Source organism: Octadecabacter ascidiaceicola, assembly GCF_900185015.1.
Lineage (GTDB): Bacteria > Pseudomonadota > Alphaproteobacteria > Rhodobacterales > Rhodobacteraceae > Octadecabacter > Octadecabacter ascidiaceicola.
In genome coordinates this window covers 194,698-211,954 of sequence record NZ_FXYD01000001.1, presented here as the reverse complement: position 1 = coordinate 211,954, position 17,257 = coordinate 194,698, and the positions used below count along the sequence as shown (strand labels likewise).

Below are 17,257 nucleotides of genomic sequence, written 5' to 3'. Positions count from 1 at the left end.
AGACCCATACGGAACCCATACCAGACCCATACGGGTTCCATACGCTTGTTTTAGCGTCTGAGCCGCTCGCCTTTCGGATCAAACGGCGGCTCAGCCAGCACCACACCGCGGTGTGATTTTCCAAGGATCATCACATCCACCTTCGTTCCTGCGGGGGTGTCTTTCAGGTATCCAAGCGCCAAACTCATATCGACTGAATAGCCATACGTGCCAGACGTGACCCGACCAACAGGCGTGCCATCCGGCAAGAAAATCGGCTCGCCTCCGGTCGCATCCGCCGTTGTGACATCTTGCACATGGATCAACGCCAGAACTTCACGTGATAGGTTATCTTTGACTTTCAAATAACTGTTTTTGTGTAGAAATTCCTTATCAAGCTTGATCAGCCTATCAAGCCCAACCTCTTGCGGCCAATACTCTGGTGAGTACTCACGCCCCCAAGACCCATAGCCCTTTTCAACCCGCAACGACATCAATGCACGGCTACCAACCGGCCCGCCATCCTCCTGATTTGCGGCAGATAAAAGCGCCATGTAAACAGCCGCTTGGTCCTCAGCCTTACAGTGAATTTCCCAACCCAAATCCCCCGTAAATGACACCCGCAACGCAAGACAAGTCGCGCCTGCGATCTCTAGCCACTTTGAACGCATGAACGGAAACTCAGCCGTCTCAAGAGACATATTCGTAAGTGTTTGCAATGCCTTACGCGACGATGGTCCCGCAATGTTAAAGCCACACCAAGCATCCGTTTTGCTCTCAAACGTAACATCGTCAGGCATCGGAACCATTTTCCAGAACCGCTGATGATAGCGTTCTGCCATTCCCGACCCGATGATCCAGAATTCGTCCTCAGCCATGCGCGTGACGGTAAAGTCCCCCGCGATCCCGCCATTCACCCCGATCAACGGTGTGAGGCACGATCGACCAACCGATTTTGGCATGTTGTTGGCGAAGACAGCATTCAGCCAACGTTCAGCCCCAGCACCCGCGACGCGGTACTTGGCGAAGTTGGAAATATCAATGATACCAACGGACTGGCGTAACATCTTCGCCTCGCGCCCGACGTTGTCAAACCACGGCTGGCGGGTGAATCCGGCACTCTCTGGGGTGTCCGCATCAAAGTACAGCGGATGCTCCCAGCCGTAGTTCAGGCCGAACACTGCGCCCATGTCCTTTTGCTGTTCATAGACCGACCGCACCCGAACAGGGCGCCCTGCGTCACGTTCCTCATTTGGAAAATGGATCTTGAAGCGATGCGCATATTGGTCCCCGACCCGCGCCTTAGTGAATTTCGCATCCGCCCATTTGCCAAACCGCGCCACGTCCCACGCGAACATGTCATAGGTGCTTTCGCCTTTGGTGATCCATTCGGCGGCCATCAGCCCCATGCCACCAGACTGCGAAAACCCAGGAATAATCCCGTTACAACAGAAGTAGTTAGACAAGTCTGGATGTGGGCCAAACAGCACATTGGAATCCGGCGACCAGATCATCGGACCATTGATCACCCGTTTGATCCCCGCCTCACCGACTGCGGGCACACGATCAATCGCACGCATCATGTTATCTTCGATACGTTCCAGATCATCGGCAAACAGCTCATGCCCGAACCCTTGTGGTGTGCCGTCTTCTGCCCAGAATTGTACGTTCTTTTCATAGGCCCCGACGAGCAACCCTTGCCCCTCTTGGCGCAAATAGTACTCCCCATCGCGGTCCGCGACGGACGGTAAACGACGGTCCATCGCTGCAATCTCTGCGATGGTTTCTGTGACGAAATACTGGTGTTCCGTCGGCAGCAGCGGCAGTTCGATGCCCGCCAGTTTCCCAACTTCGCGTCCCCACAAACCAGCCGCGTTAATCACCCATTCCGTCGCGATGTTGCCCTTTGGTGTCTCAACAATCCACGTTCCGTCAGGCTGCTGCACCGTCGCAGTTACAGGGCAAAAGCGGATGATCTCGGCCCCACGTTGACGCGCGCCGACGGCATAGGCGTTGGTCACACCGCTTGGGTCGACGTTGCCGCCATCGGGTTCAAACATGATGCAACGAATACCGTCATAGTTGACCATCGGGTGCAGTTCTTCCGCTTCAGCGCGGCTGACCTCGTGGAAATTCATCCCGTAAAACTTCGCCTTAGCCGCCTGAAGTCGCAGCTGGTGTTCGCGTTCTTCTGTCTGCGCGAGATAGAGAGATCCGGGTTGGAACACACCGCAAGACTGGCCGGTCTCTGCCTCAAGTTCATTATAGAGGTTCATCGTATAGTGCTGAATCCGTGAGATATTTGTGCTGTCATGCAGCCCGTGAATGTTCGCGGCAGCGTGCCATGTGGACCCTGACGTCAGCTCATCGCGTTCCAACAGAACAACGTCGGTCCAGCCCAATTTCGCCAAATGGTATAGGATGGAGCAGCCGATAACGCCGCCCCCGATGACGACTGCTTGGGCGTGTGTTCTCATTATCTTTCCTCAAACTCTGCGATATCGCTGACCTTGATCAGGTCAAAATTTGCATGGGCGCGCATTCCGAATTGGCAGGCAAACCCGTTGTCGTGGTCTTCAATCGACAGCGCCGCTTCTTCGAACGTGAAGACCAAACGGCAGGGTTCATCGCTGCCCTCAAGAACTGCATCATGAATGTAAGTCGTCTCGTCACTTTGGCGGGCAAATCCTTCAAAAAACGCGAAATGATAGGTCGGCCCAACGATAAACTCGAACCGAACGTAAATGAGGTCGGACGAAACCCGAACGACGTTGACGTCACCGCCATTGAACGCGACCTCATAATTCGGCGCCCACATCGTATTGACCCAATGACTGCCAACAAAATACTGCCCCGTCACCGATGAGTTAACCTGCGGCACTGTTACAGGGTCGAGCAATGAAGCGACTGAGGCGCTTGACGATGAAAGCTGAGCGGCGAACTCTGTGGTTTCATTCACCCAATAGCCTTCAAGCTGCTCGCCTTCGACCTCAAGGAAAAACGTTCCCGTCGTTTCGCCGTCCACCTGTTCGCTGAGCGTCATAACCTCTTGGGCAAACACCTCGCCTGCCAGCTCCAACCACGTATCGCGCCCTGCGTACCGGTAGCGCCCAACCAAACCGTCCGCATCGCGTGTAAGCTCGGCTTCTATATCATAGGGTCCGATACGACCGTCAAAGGTGACTGGATCAGCCTGCGCTGTGGCCCCCCAAAGGGTGGTGAATGCTGTGAGTAGAACACGTCTCATCAATGTCTCCTGCGCTAACTGTGTAACCCCACCCTAACGATCATTTGCCGTAAGGCGACACATCCTGTCGCGAACGGACTTCCAATACATAACGATCGAAAATACGCTGACCCTAGCGAAGGAGCTTCACATGAAAACCACCACCCGCGTTGTTGTCATCGGCGGAGGCGTTGTTGGCGCGTCTGTTTTGTACCACCTGACCAAGCTGGGGTGGTCTGATGTGATGCTGCTAGAACGCTCAGAATTGACGTCGGGGTCCACGTGGCATGCCGCGGGCGGGTTTCACACGCTGAACGGCGATACCAACATGGCGGCGCTGCAGGGCTACACCATCAAGCTTTACAAAGAGTTAGAAGAGATCACGGGGATGTCCTGTGGGCTGCACCACGTGGGTGGTGTGACGCTGGCGGATAACCAAGACCGCTTTGACATGCTCGTCGCCGAACGCGCTAAGCATCGTTATATGGGGCTTGAGACTGAGATCATCGGCCCTGAAGAAATCGCCAAGATCGCGCCGATCACCAATCTGGATGGTATCATTGGCGGGCTGTATGATCCGTTGGACGGGCACCTTGACCCAAGCGGTACGACGCACGCTTACGCCAAGGCGGCGCGTATGGGCGGGGCTGATATCGTTACACACTGTATGGTTACCGCCACAACCCAACGCGCCGATGGCACCTGGGATGTGGTTACCGACAAAGGTACGATCCATACCGACAACATCGTGAACGCTGGTGGTCTTTGGGCGCGCGAGGTCGCCGCGATGGCGGGCATTTACGCGCCGCTGCAGCCAATGGAACACCAATATATCGTCACCGATGACGTTTCTGAAATCGTTGAACGTGACAGCGAGCATCCCCATGTGATGGACCCAGCTGGCGAAAGCTATCTTCGCCAAGAAGGTAAGGGTTTGTGTATCGGTTTTTATGAACAGCCCTGCCGCCCATGGGCCGTGAATGGCACCCCTTGGGATTTCGGGCATGAGCTTTTGCCTGATGACTTTGACAAGATCACCGACAGCATTGAATTCGCCTACAAAAGGTTCCCTGCCCTTGAACGCGCTGGCGTGAAATCAGTTGTGCACGGGCCGTTTACCTTTGCGCCTGACGGCAACCCGCTCGTTGGGCCCATTCCGGTCTTGCAGGGCTATTGGTCTGCTTGTGGCGTTATGGCTGGGTTTTCGCAGGGTGGCGGTGTGGGTCTTATGCTGGCGCAGTGGATGGTCGAGGGCGAATGCGAACGCGATGTCACGGCCATGGATGTGGCGCGTTTCGGGGATTGGATCACACCGGGCTACACGCGCCCTAAGGTCATCGAGAACTATCAGAAACGGTTTTCAATCGCCTACCCGAACGAAGAACTTCCAGCCGCCCGCCCACATCGCATGACCCCCATGTATGACATTTTCTCAGGCCACGGCGCGGTTTGGGGGCATCAATTTGGGCTAGAGGTTCCGAACTACTTCGCCCAAGGGGATGAGCCGACGTTTGAGGACCCGTCCTTCCGCCGCTCCAACGCGTTTGAGGCCGTCGCACGTGAAGTCAAATCGCTGCGCGCAAACGTTGGAATTACCGAAGTGCATAACTTCGGAAAGTACCGCGTCCAAGGTGCCAATGCGCGGGCGTGGCTGGACCGCATTATGGCGGGCCGTATCCCCAAGGTGGGCCGCATTTCTTTGACCCCGATGCTGTCGCCAAAGGGCAAACTTTTGGGCGATTTCACTGTGTCTTGTTTGAATAAAACCACCTTCATTTTGACGGCCTCCTATGGTGCGCAGGCCCAGCACATGCGCTGGTTTCTGCAACATCAAGAAAACGGCGCAAGTGTCGAAAATATAAGTGATAAGATGAATGGTTTCTCGATTGCAGGGCCAAATGCACGTGAGCTTTTGAAGCTGTGCTCTCGCGATGATGCGGACATGAAGTTCCTCGATGTGCGCCAAATGACAATCGGACAGGTCGCCTGCACCGTGAACCGTGTGTCCTACACCGGTGATTTGGGCTACGAAATCTACTGTAACCCAATGGATCAACGCACCCTGTGGACAACTTTGTGGACCGCTGGCCAGCCCATGGGACTGTCATTGTTCGGAATGCGGGCCATCATGTCGCTTCGTTTGGATCGGTTCTTTGGCTCTTGGATGCGCGAGTTTTCACCAGATTATTCCGCCGCTGAAACTGGCATGGGCCGCTTTATCAAATGGGACAAGGACTTTATCGGTAAAGCTGCCGCCGAGGCTGAAACCCCTGCCCGCCAGCTCGTGACGTTTGAGGTCGACGCGAAGGATGCCGATGTCACGGCCTACGAGCCTATCTTCATTAATGGTGAGGTTTTGGGCTTTTGCACGTCGGGCGGTTTCAGCCACCACACGGGCAAATCCATCGCCTTCGGTTTGATCCCGAAAGAACACGCGAAAGAAGGTCTAAAGGTAGAAATCGAGATCCTTGGCGATCTGCGCCCTGCAACATTGATCACCGAACCGATCTTTGATGCTGATGGATCACGGTTGCGCGGATGATACCAGTACTACTTCTCGCGGCTGGAAAGTCGTCCCGCATGGGAAGCCGCGATAAATTGCTTGAAGAAATAGATGGCGTTCCACTTTTGGCTTTGCTCGCGGAACGCGCGCTTCAATGCGGGCCGACCTATGTAACTCTCCCAAGCGCAGATCACCCGCGTAGGGCGATTTTGTCCAAGGCCGTGACAGTAATCCCAGTTGCTGGTGAAATGAGCAATAGCATCAAAACGGGGATCGCCGCCTTGCCCGCTGAGGCTAAAGGCGTGCTTCTTATGCCCGCCGACATGCCAGACATAACGGCCAATGACATTGGCAAAGTTATTGCGGCTGTTCAAGAATCTGACGCGCTGATTGTTCGCGCTTGCACGGCTAACGGCACGCCGGGCCACCCGGTTTATTTTGACAAAATTCTTTTCCCAGAGTTCGAAAACTTGGACGGGGATCGCGGCGCGTTCCACATCGCCAAGGCGCTAAAGGATAAAACACACCTCGTGCCGCTTGAGGGTAATCGCGCACGCCTTGATCTGGATACGCCTGAAGACTGGGATCGCTACCGCAATCGTTTCAGCTAGTTAGAAGCTGGGCTTCGTGTTTTTTCAACACCTTACGCGCTGAAGGCCAGCCTGCGCCGTTCGTGTAATTTTCAAGTTCAGGGAACAAGCCAATGATTTCATTGCGTTGATCGTCGCCAATCCCACGCAGTGAATAATCGGCAGGCTGGAAACTTTCAGACCATGCACCGTTGGACAGGATCACCTCATGGCGATCAAACATGATGTGGAAATAGCTAACGGTCGCTTGATCCGCCCAATCCACACCATCCATCCCTGTCAGATGTTTGGCCGCGACGAGAACCTCGTTTTCGCCAAAGAACAAGGACGCCTGCTCGCCACAAATCAGAACGCGGTGGTTTGGAGACAAAAGCAAATTTGCCTCCGGCACGTTCGGACCAACGGAACCGGCACGTACCATGATTGGCCGCCATTCTGGCGAAATAAGCGTTTCGGCAGCATTTACGTCACGGCGCCCTACCCATCGAACAGGTTGCAGCCCGTTGTCCCGTGTCATCACAAGGTCGCCAACTTCCAGTTCTTCCACCAGCTCTTCACCGCGATTGGTCGCGATCCGCGTACCTGCCGTGAAACAAGGAACCAAATCAGCCGCCTGTCGATCCGCCACCAAGTTATAGGCCTGACCCGGATTGTTGTTGGCATAGATCGGTGAGATCAACTGAATAGATTGGATTGGCTGAGCTTCAATCGCGGCTTGATCCGCATTGGCGGAGAATTCAGGCATCAAATAGGTATCGCCATTGGTCGCTTGTGAAACGACGGCGGTGATGTTCGCCGTGGTGCCATCAAAATACGTGATCGTAGCGTTGTAGATCATCGTGGCGTCGTGAGTTTGCTGAACCCCGTCCACGGTAAACGTGTCATTTGACGTGTTATTGTTCAAATCATAGTTCGTGGCTTGGCCGCCTGAAAAGCTGGCGGGTGCCCAGTCCATAACGTTGTCGGTAGATGCCAAAGGGTCCGCCGCGGAACCATATATGCCAAGCCAGCTGTTTACCGCTGTTTGATCAACAAATTGATCGCCTTCAGTCGTATCGATGAGCGGCAAATTACCGAGATAAAGAACTTCAAATGACGTTGGCATATGATCCCCCACGGATATCAATGAACTTTGTAGCAGTACTTACATAGGTGCGCAGCCCCATCATTTTATGGGGAAAAAATCTAAAACAAACCCTTATCGCGACTTTGGCCCGCCTCTGGCGTGGCAAAACGATCGATTAAGTTCCTCTTACATAGAAAACTATTGCTTTGAAACTGAAACGGGGGGCAATTGCCCCCCGCTCCGTTTGTCCCCAACGATCAATCGCTGGGAACAAGCTGCATATTTGTTTAGCGAACCAACAGTTTGGCTTCGTGCTTCTTAAGTGCGCGACGTGCAGACTGGTATCCTTCCAGACCCTGTTTTTCCTGAAGCTCTGGGAAGAGCTCAAAGATTTCGTTGCGCTGGCTGTTGCCGATACCCTTGAGGGAGTAATCGCCAGGCTGGAAACTTTCTGTCCATGCGCCGTTCGACAGAACCACTTCGTGGCGATCGAACATGAAGTGAATGTAGGCAGTGCCCATCACATCAACAGCGTGGATGCCGTCTGAACCAACGAGGTGCTTAGCGGCCGCAAGAACTTCACGCTCTTCGAAGTAGAGCTGAGTTTTCTCGGATGCGACCAGCATACGGTGGTTTGGAGACACCAACATGTCACGCTCTGGCAAGCCGTTCCCGAGGGAACCAGCGCGAACCAGAATTGGCTTGAGGTGCGGATTGGCGACAAGCGCTTTACCAGACATCTCTTTGCGGCCAACCCAACGGATCTCTTGGATACCGTTGTCACGTGTGATGATACGATCACCCTCGCGAAGCTCTTCGACCAGACGTTCCCCTTTCGGTGTCGCGATTGTGGTGCCAGGCGTGAAGCATGGGATCACATTCTCGATCTCGGAGAAGGTCATTGTGGAACCGTCGAGGAACGTCACTGTACCGCTTTCGCCAACACCGTTGGCAAAGGTCGGGTCGGCTTCATCATATGTGACGAAGTCCACGTTGGAACCAGTCAGGTCGAGCACATCCACATCATCGGAGTTACCGTCGCCATCTGCGTCTGGGTCTTCGCCACCAACAACCACGTCACCGCCGTTGCCACCAAGGAAGATGTCGTTGCCGAGGCCACCAGACTGATCGTCGTTGCCCTGACCACCGACGATAGTGTCATCGCCATCACCGCCTTCGATGCTGTCGTCGTCAACGCCGCCATCTAGGTAGTCATTACCAGTGCCACCGTACAATGTGTCGTCATCGTCCGCACCGTAGATGGTGTCATCGCCAGCACCACCGAACAACGTGTCGTTGTTGTTGTCGGTCACCAGATCTTCGCCTGGATCATTGCTGTCGCCGTCACCGTCCAGATCGTCAGGCAAGTTCAGCGCATCTGCAGGTCCAGGCGTAACCAGACCACCATAGATGATGTCGTCGCCGTCGTTGCCGTAGATTTCGTCATTACCTTCGGAACCGATGACAGTGTCGTCGCCATCGCCTGCTTCGACATAGTCGTCGTCGATACCAGCATCGATGTTATCGTTGCCAGTGCCACCAAAGATGGTGTCATCGTCATCGCCAGTTGTGATGCTGTCGTTGCCAGCGCCACCAAAGACAGTGTCGAGGTCGTCATTCGGGTCGAGATCCGCAGGATAGACGCCTGGGTAACCTTGATCCGGCAGGTTCTGACCTGTCAGCGGGCTTTCGTCGTTGCCAGTGTCAATGATGTCGTCACCGTCACCACCTTCGACAATATCATTGCCTTCAGCTGTGCTGATAGTGTCGTCGCCGATACCGCCGTCAACGCTGTCATCACCGGACGCACCCCAAAGATCGTCGTTGCCTTCGCCACCGATGATCGTGTCATCGCCAGAGCCAGCTTCGATCTTATCGTCGCCGCCGCCACCGTCGAGTTCATCATCGCCGGCACCGCCGAAGATCATGTCATCGCCGGCGTCACCGTCGATCGTGTCATCGTCACGGCCACCACCGAGAACGTCGTCACCTTCGCCGCCGAGGATGCTGTCGTCGCCAGTACCGCCTTCAATGCTGTCGTCACCATTGCCACCGTCGATGGTGTCGTCACCTGTGCCGCCATAGACTTCGTCGTCGCCTTCGCCAGCAAGGATGCTGTCGTCGCCGCCAAAGCCGTAGATCAGGTCATCGTCACCAACATCACCAGGCAGGATTGCGTCGTTGTTATCAACAAGGTCGCCATCCGGATCGCCAAGGTAGTTGCCGTCGATCAAGTCATCGCCTGCAGTACCTTCGACAGTTCCGTCCAGAATGCCAGCTTCCACAGTGATGACGTGAACGGCGCTATCTGTCAGACCTTCTTCGTCTTCGATTGTGTAGCTGATCGTCGCTTCACCAATAAAGCCGAGTGCTGGTGTGAACGTTACAGTGCCATCGCCATTGTCGGCCAAAGTACCTTGATCGGCTGGAACCGTTGCGCTGATAACCGTCAGATCAGCACCATCAACGTCTGTGTCGTTGGCCAGAAGGTCAACAGTTACAGGTGTATTGAAGTCTGTGACGTCCGCATCATCAACCGCGTCAGGTGCGTCGTTTACTGGTGTGACGTTGAACGTAACTGTCGCTGTGCTGGTTTCACCGGATGGATCCGAGATGGTGTATGTGACGGAATCCGGGCCGTTGTAATCAGGATCAGGCGTGTAGGTGTATGTGCCGTCGCCATTGTCGTTGAGTGTACCGTGAGCTGGATCGCTTGCGCCATCCAAGGTCAGAGTGTCACCGTCAGGATCGCTGTCGTTGAGCAGCGGGTTGAAGGTGACAGAGCCATCTTCTTCCACGTCGTAGGCATCATCATTTGCAATAGGCGCTTTGTTTTGCGGATCAGTAATGATCTGCTCGATACCTTCAAATGTCAGTACGGAACCGTCATTGAATGTAACTGTACCAGCTGTCGCGCCGTCATCGTTTGCGTCGGCTGCATCGTTGATCACAACGTCGCCTGCACCAGTCAGGTCCAGAACATCGCGGTCTGTTGTCTGATCCGGTCCGTTGCCGCCGTCGATGACGTCGCCAGCACCTTCCGACGCGCTGGATACAACGAAGGTATCGTCGCCGCCCTGACCGAACATGACATCGCTGCCTTCGCCACCAGTGATTACATCGTCACCACCTTCGCCATTTCCGCCAGCAGCGATCGTGTCGAATGTTACGTCAGTCACGTGGATGATTTGTGACGTCAGGCCACCGTTATCGTAGTCGATTTCGATGTAGGAAACCGGACCAGCGATATTCACGAGCACGGAACCTATTTGGCTTTCAGGTGTTACGCCCGCGTTGTGCTCAACTGTACCGGTTACCGTGTTACCATTGACAGTCTGGCCGTTCAGTTCCGGCGTAAGGTCAACATCAAGAAGGTTGCCGTTTTCATCATACGCACGGATCGTCACGCGGTCGATGTGTGTGTCGCCGTTGTTTGTGGACAGATCAACATCGTCGAGACGGAACTTGACGTTCTGAACTTCGCCAGCGTAAGCTGCGTTAGTAGAAGAGAAGTCGAGTTTCGTCGTAGACGTGTTGTCAAATCCACCTTCTCCGCCGTTGCCGCTCAGCAGGAGGCTGGAGTCGCTGTCCAGACCTTCGCCAGCTTCAACATAGACTGTGCTGTTGGAAATCTGGCCATATGCGCCGTTATCCTGACCAGCGAAGCCGATCTCAACGTTGATACCACCAACATCGTGATTCGTTGAGCCGCCAAGATTGGTGCCGTCAGCCGCAACATCGTCCCAAACGAGGGTCTTGCCGTCGGTTGAACCCGTAGACCCGTTTGGAGAGTCACCGTAAATTGTGTCGTTGCCAGTGCCGCCGTTCAAAACGTCGTCGCCAGCGTTACCTTCGATGTAGTCATCGCCAGCGCCGCCAGAAATGACGTCGTTGCCATCCATGTTATCTGGGTTGATGGAGTACGTCAGGTTGTCGATCGCGCCGGACCCACCAAGGATCACTTCGATAGACGCAACGTTGTGCAGGTTCGTGTTCACGACATGCTGACCACCATTGGCAGTCGTCACATCAACTTGCTGCAGCAGGTTGCCGTTCATATCGTAGTACTTGATCCAGGCACCTTCGTCCGCATCCAGCAACGTCAAAGAAGTCACGTCTGCCGGGTTTTCGAAGTTGATGTTGAATGTACCGCCGGATGCGTTGTCATCTGGGTCACCGCCGTCACGATCCTCTGAAAGGATCAGAACAGTGCCGAGGTTGTTTGTCGCAAGGTCGTTGTCACCACCCGTTGGGTTGTCGGTGTCAAATGCCATAACAGGGTGACGTGGATCAGCAGATGTGATTGTCACGCCTTCTGCAATGTATTGGCCATCAACAAGTTCGCCCGCAGACAGGTCATTGAAGTCCTGTGTGCCGTCGTAAGACATGTTGCCGCCGATGAGCGTGTCATTGCCGGCGCCACCAAGGATGCTGTCTGCGCCAACGCCGCCGTATGCAACGTCATTTCCTGTACCCATGTTAAGAAGGTCGGCGCCTTTGCCGCCGGACGCGACATCGTCGCCGGAGCCACCGTACATTTTGTCGTCACCAGCGCCACCAGACATTACGTCTGTACCTGCGTCACCGTAAACAGTGTCGTTACCATCGCCCGCGATAAGAACGTCGTTGTTGTTCATACCTTCGAGGGTATCATTGCCTTCGCCGCCATAGATAACATCGTCACCGTCTTGGCCACAAAGCGTATCATCGCCTTCGCCGCCATAGATTTCGTCGTTTCCGTCATTCGCCATAACGAGGTCGTTCCCGGCGCCGGCCAGAACGATATCGTCCTGTGCCGCTTCGCCTGGAAGCAACGCATCGTTGTTGTCGATCTGGTCGCCATCCGGGTCGCCAGTGTAGGCCACGTCGATCGTGTCGTTGCCAGCAGTACCTTCTACATAACCGTCTTCCTGCTCGGCGATGTTGAATGTGATGTCGCTAACCGCAACAGTACCGGAAAAGTTACGCTCTGGGCCATCATCCAGAACGATCCAGAATGTCATAACAGGTCCAGGAATGCAGATTTCGATGTCTTGTGCATTGTTATTTGCACCCGGGCCAGGTGCGTTCGTCTGCGTTCCAGTCACAGTGTTACCATTGACCGAGTGCACGCCAGTTGCTTCGAACTGCACTTCAACAGGATTGCCGTTAGCATCCTTGGTCATGATTGTGATCTCGTCCAGACGGTCAACGTCTAGGAGTGTGAACTTAACGTCAGTTACCGCTTCGGAGAACGTGATGTCCGCTGAACTGTCAGTTGTAACATCCCAGTTCTTCAGCATTCCGTTCTCAACGAACCACTGTTGACCCTGAGCATTTTGCGGCGTCGCAACGCTGACGTTAATGTTCCCGTCTGGGCCCGCAATCGTATTGCTGCCGTCTACGTTCGTATTTGACCAGTCAATTGTATAATCTGACATCGTACTTCCTATCTTCCCCTAGAAGCGGCCAACCCAGGCCTCTCCATTGATGACACGCATGTAATTGTCTGGGTTTTGGGCCACAGCATTACACATGCGCTGGCCGCAAACTGCGACCAAACTCTAATCCGCTTTGTCATAGGGTAAGCCCCAATCACGCAGACACCACTCATTCATCAAGACCTAAATCTTGACCCGACTTCCCCAGTCAGTCGGAATGCCCCCCAGTTGGGCTCGTTTTGAATACAGGCAGATTTGCGTCTAAAAAAGCGAAAAATGGCGCGATTATGGTTAACGCCGTAGCAACCGCTGCCGCGGCACTCGAAAAGGTTGCGTCTTACGTTACGTCAACGAAACGCTTTGTTTCCAATCTGGAAACCTACAGCGATAAAAATCGCCTAAATCGAAGGATTATGTGACCAATCACCCAGTTTTCGCTCTATTGAACCCAATTGTTGAACAATTCGTGAATGGGGAGATAGGCTGTGATTTTTCCCAAACTGAGACCTAACTTTAGTACAGGCTCGCCTCTAAGGCTGTTCACGAACGGTAACAAATCTCGTGAAAGTCTCGGCTTTGTTAACGTTTCACCAACACTGTTGATTCGAGAATTTGAAGATTTTCAGGAAAGTGTCGCGCGCATCACCACTTTAAGTGGTACCGGTGGCCGGACTCGAACCGGCACGATGTCACCATCGGGGGATTTTGAATCCCCTGCGTCTACCATTCCGCCACACCGGCACACGCGACAAGGGGGCGAATACCCCTCGTCTCGCGCGACGTCAACGGCGATAAATCAAGTTTTAGAGGTTATTGGTCTCAAACGTATTGCAAGCGGCCAATTGCATGGTTTCATAACCAGTCCGGAACCAGCGCTGGCGCTGTTCTGATGTCCCATGGGTAAAGGTGTGCGGCCGCACAGTCCGGCCCGCATTTCGCTGTAAGGTGTCATCCCCAATTTGCGCCGCTGCATTCATGGCTTCAGCAATGTCACCGCGTTCAAGAGAATTGAATTTTTCTTGCGCTAGACGGGCCCAAATGCCGGAAAAACAATCCGCTTGAAGTTCAATGCGAACCGAAATTGCGTTGCTTTCCCGTTCACTAACTTGCGCTCTGATACGGTTCGCCTGCCCTAAGATACCCAGCTCGTTCTGAACATGATGGGCGACTTCATGGGCCACAACGTAAGCCGCGGCAAAGTCCCCACCTGCCCCAAGACGATTTTCCAGCGTCACGAAAAATTCCGTATCAAGGTAAGCTTTTTCATCACCCGGACAATAAAACGGACCAGAGGCACCAGTGGCACCGCCACAAGGCGACTGTGTCGCGCCTTTGAACAACACCAAGGTTGGCGGCGCGTAACGCGCCCCGACCTGAGTTTCGAAAATTTCAGCCCAAACCTCTTCCGTGTCCGCCAACGTAACAGACACGAACTGCGCCATACGTTCATCTGCCTCGGTGATTTCACCACCGCTCACTTGTTGCTCTGTGCCACCAAGATCAACAAAGCCCGATGTGTCGAAGCCAAAATACAAACCTGCAAGCAAGATCAATAGGCCTGCGATACCACCAATCCCACCGGCCTTGCGTGCACCGCCACCGCTGCGGCGGCGATCTTCGATATTGCTGCTACCACGTCTACCTTGCCACTTCATCTGCACATCCTCTGCATATAGTTGCTGTTGACCATACAGCCTGTCTCTGGCCTAAGAAACCAAACAAATAAGAGCAGCCTCAAAAGGTCATCTATGATCCGTCATCTTTGTTACCGGCCCCAACCCTACACCAACCAAACCCCGGCTTTTGAAGGGCGACACCTATGACGGCCTCAACCCATACTGATCTGGCGATCTCTCAACAGCTCGCCCAACTGGCGGCGGACGCAACCGAAGAAACAGTAACGCTCGATTGGGTTCTCCATCATCTGAACGAACGCGCGTTTGGGCTGTTTCTGCTGGTTCTGGCTTTGCCCTGCTGCATTCCCTTTCTTTATGGCATCCCTCAGGTCGTGGCCCTGCCGCTGATGCTTGTATCGGTTCAAATCTTGTTTGGACGAAGACTCCCGTGGCTTCCCCAAAAACTGGGCGCGCGCACGGTCACCAAAAATGGGCTTCAGAACCTGTCGGACCGCGCGAGCCCATGGCTGCGCAAAATCGAGGCCGTGAGCCGCCCAAGGCTAACAGCCTTGTCCCGCCCACCTTTGGACCGTCTGGTTGGGCTCGGGCTTGTCCTCTTCAGTGCTTCCATTCTCGTACCCCTACCGGGCACCAATTCCGTTCCTGGTGTGGCTGTCGTCATCATTTCTATGGGTCTTTTGCAGCGGGATGGCGTTTTGATCCTGCTAGGGCTACTCCTTGGCACAGCATGGATCGCGACGCTGATTTTTGCTGGGGCCACATTGGCCACTCTTTTGCGCGGATGGCTCGGAATCTAATGCTTCGATATCGCCCGTTTCCCACCCTGTCTTGCCCCATTGGCAGTGAAGGACTTTGACAAAATGACAAAATCCCAATTTATCCTCATCGCAGCATTCGGCAGCTTTGCTCTGCTTGCTGGCGCTTTCCTCTTTCAATTCTCTGGCTATGCGCCGTGCCAGATGTGTTTGTGGCAACGCTATCCGCACGCGGTCGCAGTCGTCATCGGTCTGCTTGCTCTCATCCTCACGCGCTTTCAAACGCAACTGGCGATCCTCGGCGCGCTCGCAGCGCTAACAACCGGTGCCATTGGCGTTTACCATACAGGTGTGGAGCGTGATTGGTGGGAAGGCCCGTCAAGCTGCACAGGTGGCGGTGGGTTAAACCTGACAGACCCTCTCAGCACAGACATTGCGCCCATAGTAATGTGTGACGATGTCGTTTGGTCGCTCTTGGGGCTTTCTATGGCGTCCTACAACGCGTTGATCTCACTCGTATTGGCAGGTCTTTGGATCAAAGCGGCGCTCCGCTAACCCCTTTTCCATATTGTCTTTGTCTCAAAAATATCTCGCGGTCCTAGGGGCTGGCCCCTAGCCCGCCCTTACCGCCCTGCGCGACGTGTCGAAAGCAGAAGACTCGTCTCAGACCGCGTCACGCCGTCCATCCGACGAATGCGAAACAACACCGCATCCAAGGCATCTAGCGAACCCGTGCCGATTTCCACGATCAAGTCCCACGTTCCGTTGGTGGAATGCACAGCTTGCACCTCAACCATCCCCAACAACGCGCGCATCACTTTCTCGGTCCCACGCCCTTCAATACCGAGCATCATCAACCCACGCACACTATGAGACGCGACATCACTGCGCGTCTGCACAGTAAACCCGGCAATCTCACCGCTGGTCCGCAACCGATCCATCCGCGCCTTAACGGTGGCTCGTGTCACACCTAAGTCTGCACTCAGGTCAGAAACAGCCGCGCGCCCATCCCGCTTAAGCGCCTGCACCAGCTTACTATCCAATTCGTCCATCAATGTTGCTCATTTTGATAATTTATCGCCCAAATTGGACAATGCGCTTTCTTCCGTAATGCGTCAATTCCCATGAAGATACTTCAAATCATTCAGGAGCCTTCCATGATCCCGCAAAACATCCTCCTCATTGGCGCACCCGTGGATAGCGGCAAAGACCGCAAAGGCTGCATCATGGGGCCCGACGCCTACCGCACTGCGCTGCTTTCAGAAACGCTGGTCGAACTGGGTCACAACGTGTCTGACTTGGGCAACCTTGCACCCGAAGAAACTGACCTCCCAGAGCACGACCACCTCGTCGCCCTGCCCCAAACCGTCGGCTGGACGCGCACTCTTCAAAAGGCCGCGAAAGACGCGGCACCTAAGGGTCTGCCCATCTTCTTGGGTGGTGACCATTCCCTCGCCCTCGGCACAGTAACAGGCATCGCCGATCATGCCGCATCCGTTGGTCGGCCGCTGTTTGTGCTTTGGCTCGATGCACACAGCGATTTCCACACACCCGAGACGACAACCTCCGGCAATCTTCACGGAACGCCAACTGCCTATCTTTCTGGGCAGAAAGGCTTTGACGATTTTCCACCTGTCGCAAATCCCGTGCCAACCGAAAACATCTGCATGATCGGCCTACGCTCCGTTGACCCTGCCGAGCACGCGGCCCTCGCTGAAACGTACGTCGAGATCGCCGACATGCGTGCAATCGACGAAGGCGGCATCCGCGCGCCCTTGGCGGAATTCCTTACCAAAGTTGAAGCCGCCAATGGCCTGCTGCATGTCTCCCTTGATGTCGACTTCCTCGACCCCGACATCGCACCCGCTGTTGGCACGACCGTTCCCGGTGGCGCGACCCTGCGTGAAGCCCATCTGGCGATGGAAATGCTGCACGACTCTGCTCGTGTGACTTCCCTCGATCTGGTCGAACTCAACCCCTTCATGGACGAACGCGGCAAGACCGCCTCGCTTATGGTTGACCTCACAGCCTCTCTTATGGGGCGCCGCGTCTTTGATCGCCCAACCCGCTCGTTTGGATGA

At 54.7% G+C, this 17,257-nt stretch carries 11 protein-coding genes and 1 tRNA gene; 5 read left to right on the top strand and 7 right to left on the bottom strand.

What is annotated here, in order from left to right:
• Window positions 1–50: 50 nt before the first annotated feature.
• On the bottom strand, window positions 51–2,456 hold the full coding sequence (locus OCA8868_RS01050; RefSeq protein ID WP_093994707.1) for a GcvT family protein: 2,406 nt from the start codon (window positions 2,454–2,456) through the stop codon (window positions 51–53).
• Window positions 2,456–3,226 (bottom strand): hypothetical protein, encoded by a 771-nt coding sequence (locus OCA8868_RS01045; RefSeq protein ID WP_093994706.1) that lies wholly within the window; start codon window positions 3,224–3,226, stop codon window positions 2,456–2,458. The genes OCA8868_RS01050 and OCA8868_RS01045 overlap by 1 nt, the downstream gene beginning before the upstream one ends.
• A 130-nt stretch (window positions 3,227–3,356) precedes the next feature.
• Here OCA8868_RS01045 and OCA8868_RS01040 point away from each other — a divergent pair, with 130 nt between their 5' ends.
• Together OCA8868_RS01040 and OCA8868_RS01035 are read left to right on the top strand one after the other, a co-directional pair.
• Complete coding sequence (locus OCA8868_RS01040) at window positions 3,357–5,747, top strand: GcvT family protein (protein WP_093994705.1); 2,391 nt, start codon at window positions 3,357–3,359, stop codon at window positions 5,745–5,747.
• Complete coding sequence (locus OCA8868_RS01035) at window positions 5,744–6,319, top strand: nucleotidyltransferase family protein (protein WP_093994704.1); 576 nt, start codon at window positions 5,744–5,746, stop codon at window positions 6,317–6,319. The genes OCA8868_RS01040 and OCA8868_RS01035 overlap by 4 nt, the downstream gene beginning before the upstream one ends.
• Here OCA8868_RS01035 and OCA8868_RS01030 read toward each other — a convergent pair.
• The 4 genes from OCA8868_RS01030 to ypfJ form a co-directional block, all read right to left on the bottom strand.
• Window positions 6,312–7,403 (bottom strand): Hint domain-containing protein, encoded by a 1,092-nt coding sequence (locus OCA8868_RS01030; RefSeq protein ID WP_093994703.1) that lies wholly within the window; start codon window positions 7,401–7,403, stop codon window positions 6,312–6,314. The genes OCA8868_RS01035 and OCA8868_RS01030 overlap by 8 nt on opposite strands.
• 248 nt (window positions 7,404–7,651) lie before the next feature.
• Window positions 7,652–12,784, bottom strand: coding sequence for a Hint domain-containing protein (locus OCA8868_RS01025; RefSeq protein WP_093994702.1), 5,133 nt, complete (start codon window positions 12,782–12,784; stop codon window positions 7,652–7,654).
• Window positions 12,785–13,439: 655 nt separating this feature from the next.
• Window positions 13,440–13,525 (bottom strand) — tRNA-Leu (locus tag OCA8868_RS01020).
• Window positions 13,526–13,587: 62 nt separating this feature from the next.
• Window positions 13,588–14,439: a KPN_02809 family neutral zinc metallopeptidase gene (gene ypfJ / locus OCA8868_RS01015; protein ID WP_093994701.1), complete on the bottom strand. Its 852-nt coding sequence runs from the start codon at window positions 14,437–14,439 to the stop codon at window positions 13,588–13,590.
• Window positions 14,440–14,603: 164 nt separating this feature from the next.
• Here ypfJ and OCA8868_RS01010 point away from each other — a divergent pair, with 164 nt between their 5' ends.
• Together OCA8868_RS01010 and OCA8868_RS01005 are read left to right on the top strand one after the other, a co-directional pair.
• Window positions 14,604–15,218 carry an exopolysaccharide biosynthesis protein gene (locus OCA8868_RS01010; protein WP_093994700.1) on the top strand — a complete coding sequence of 205 codons (615 nt, stop codon included), beginning with the start codon at window positions 14,604–14,606 and terminating at the stop codon, window positions 15,216–15,218.
• 63 nt (window positions 15,219–15,281) lie between these two features.
• A complete protein-coding gene (locus tag OCA8868_RS01005) occupies window positions 15,282–15,731 on the top strand; it encodes a disulfide bond formation protein B (RefSeq protein WP_093995462.1) in 450 nt (149 codons plus the stop codon).
• A gap of 68 nt (window positions 15,732–15,799) precedes the next feature.
• Here the strand turns inward: OCA8868_RS01005 and OCA8868_RS01000 are convergent, their stop codons facing one another.
• Entirely contained in the window at window positions 15,800–16,228 is a 429-nt protein-coding gene (locus OCA8868_RS01000) for an Lrp/AsnC family transcriptional regulator (protein ID WP_093994699.1), read from the bottom strand.
• 105 nt (window positions 16,229–16,333) lie between these two features.
• Between OCA8868_RS01000 and rocF the strand changes: the two genes are divergently transcribed.
• Window positions 16,334–17,257 carry an arginase gene (gene rocF, locus OCA8868_RS00995; RefSeq protein ID WP_093995461.1) on the top strand — a complete coding sequence of 308 codons (924 nt, stop codon included), beginning with the start codon at window positions 16,334–16,336 and terminating at the stop codon, window positions 17,255–17,257.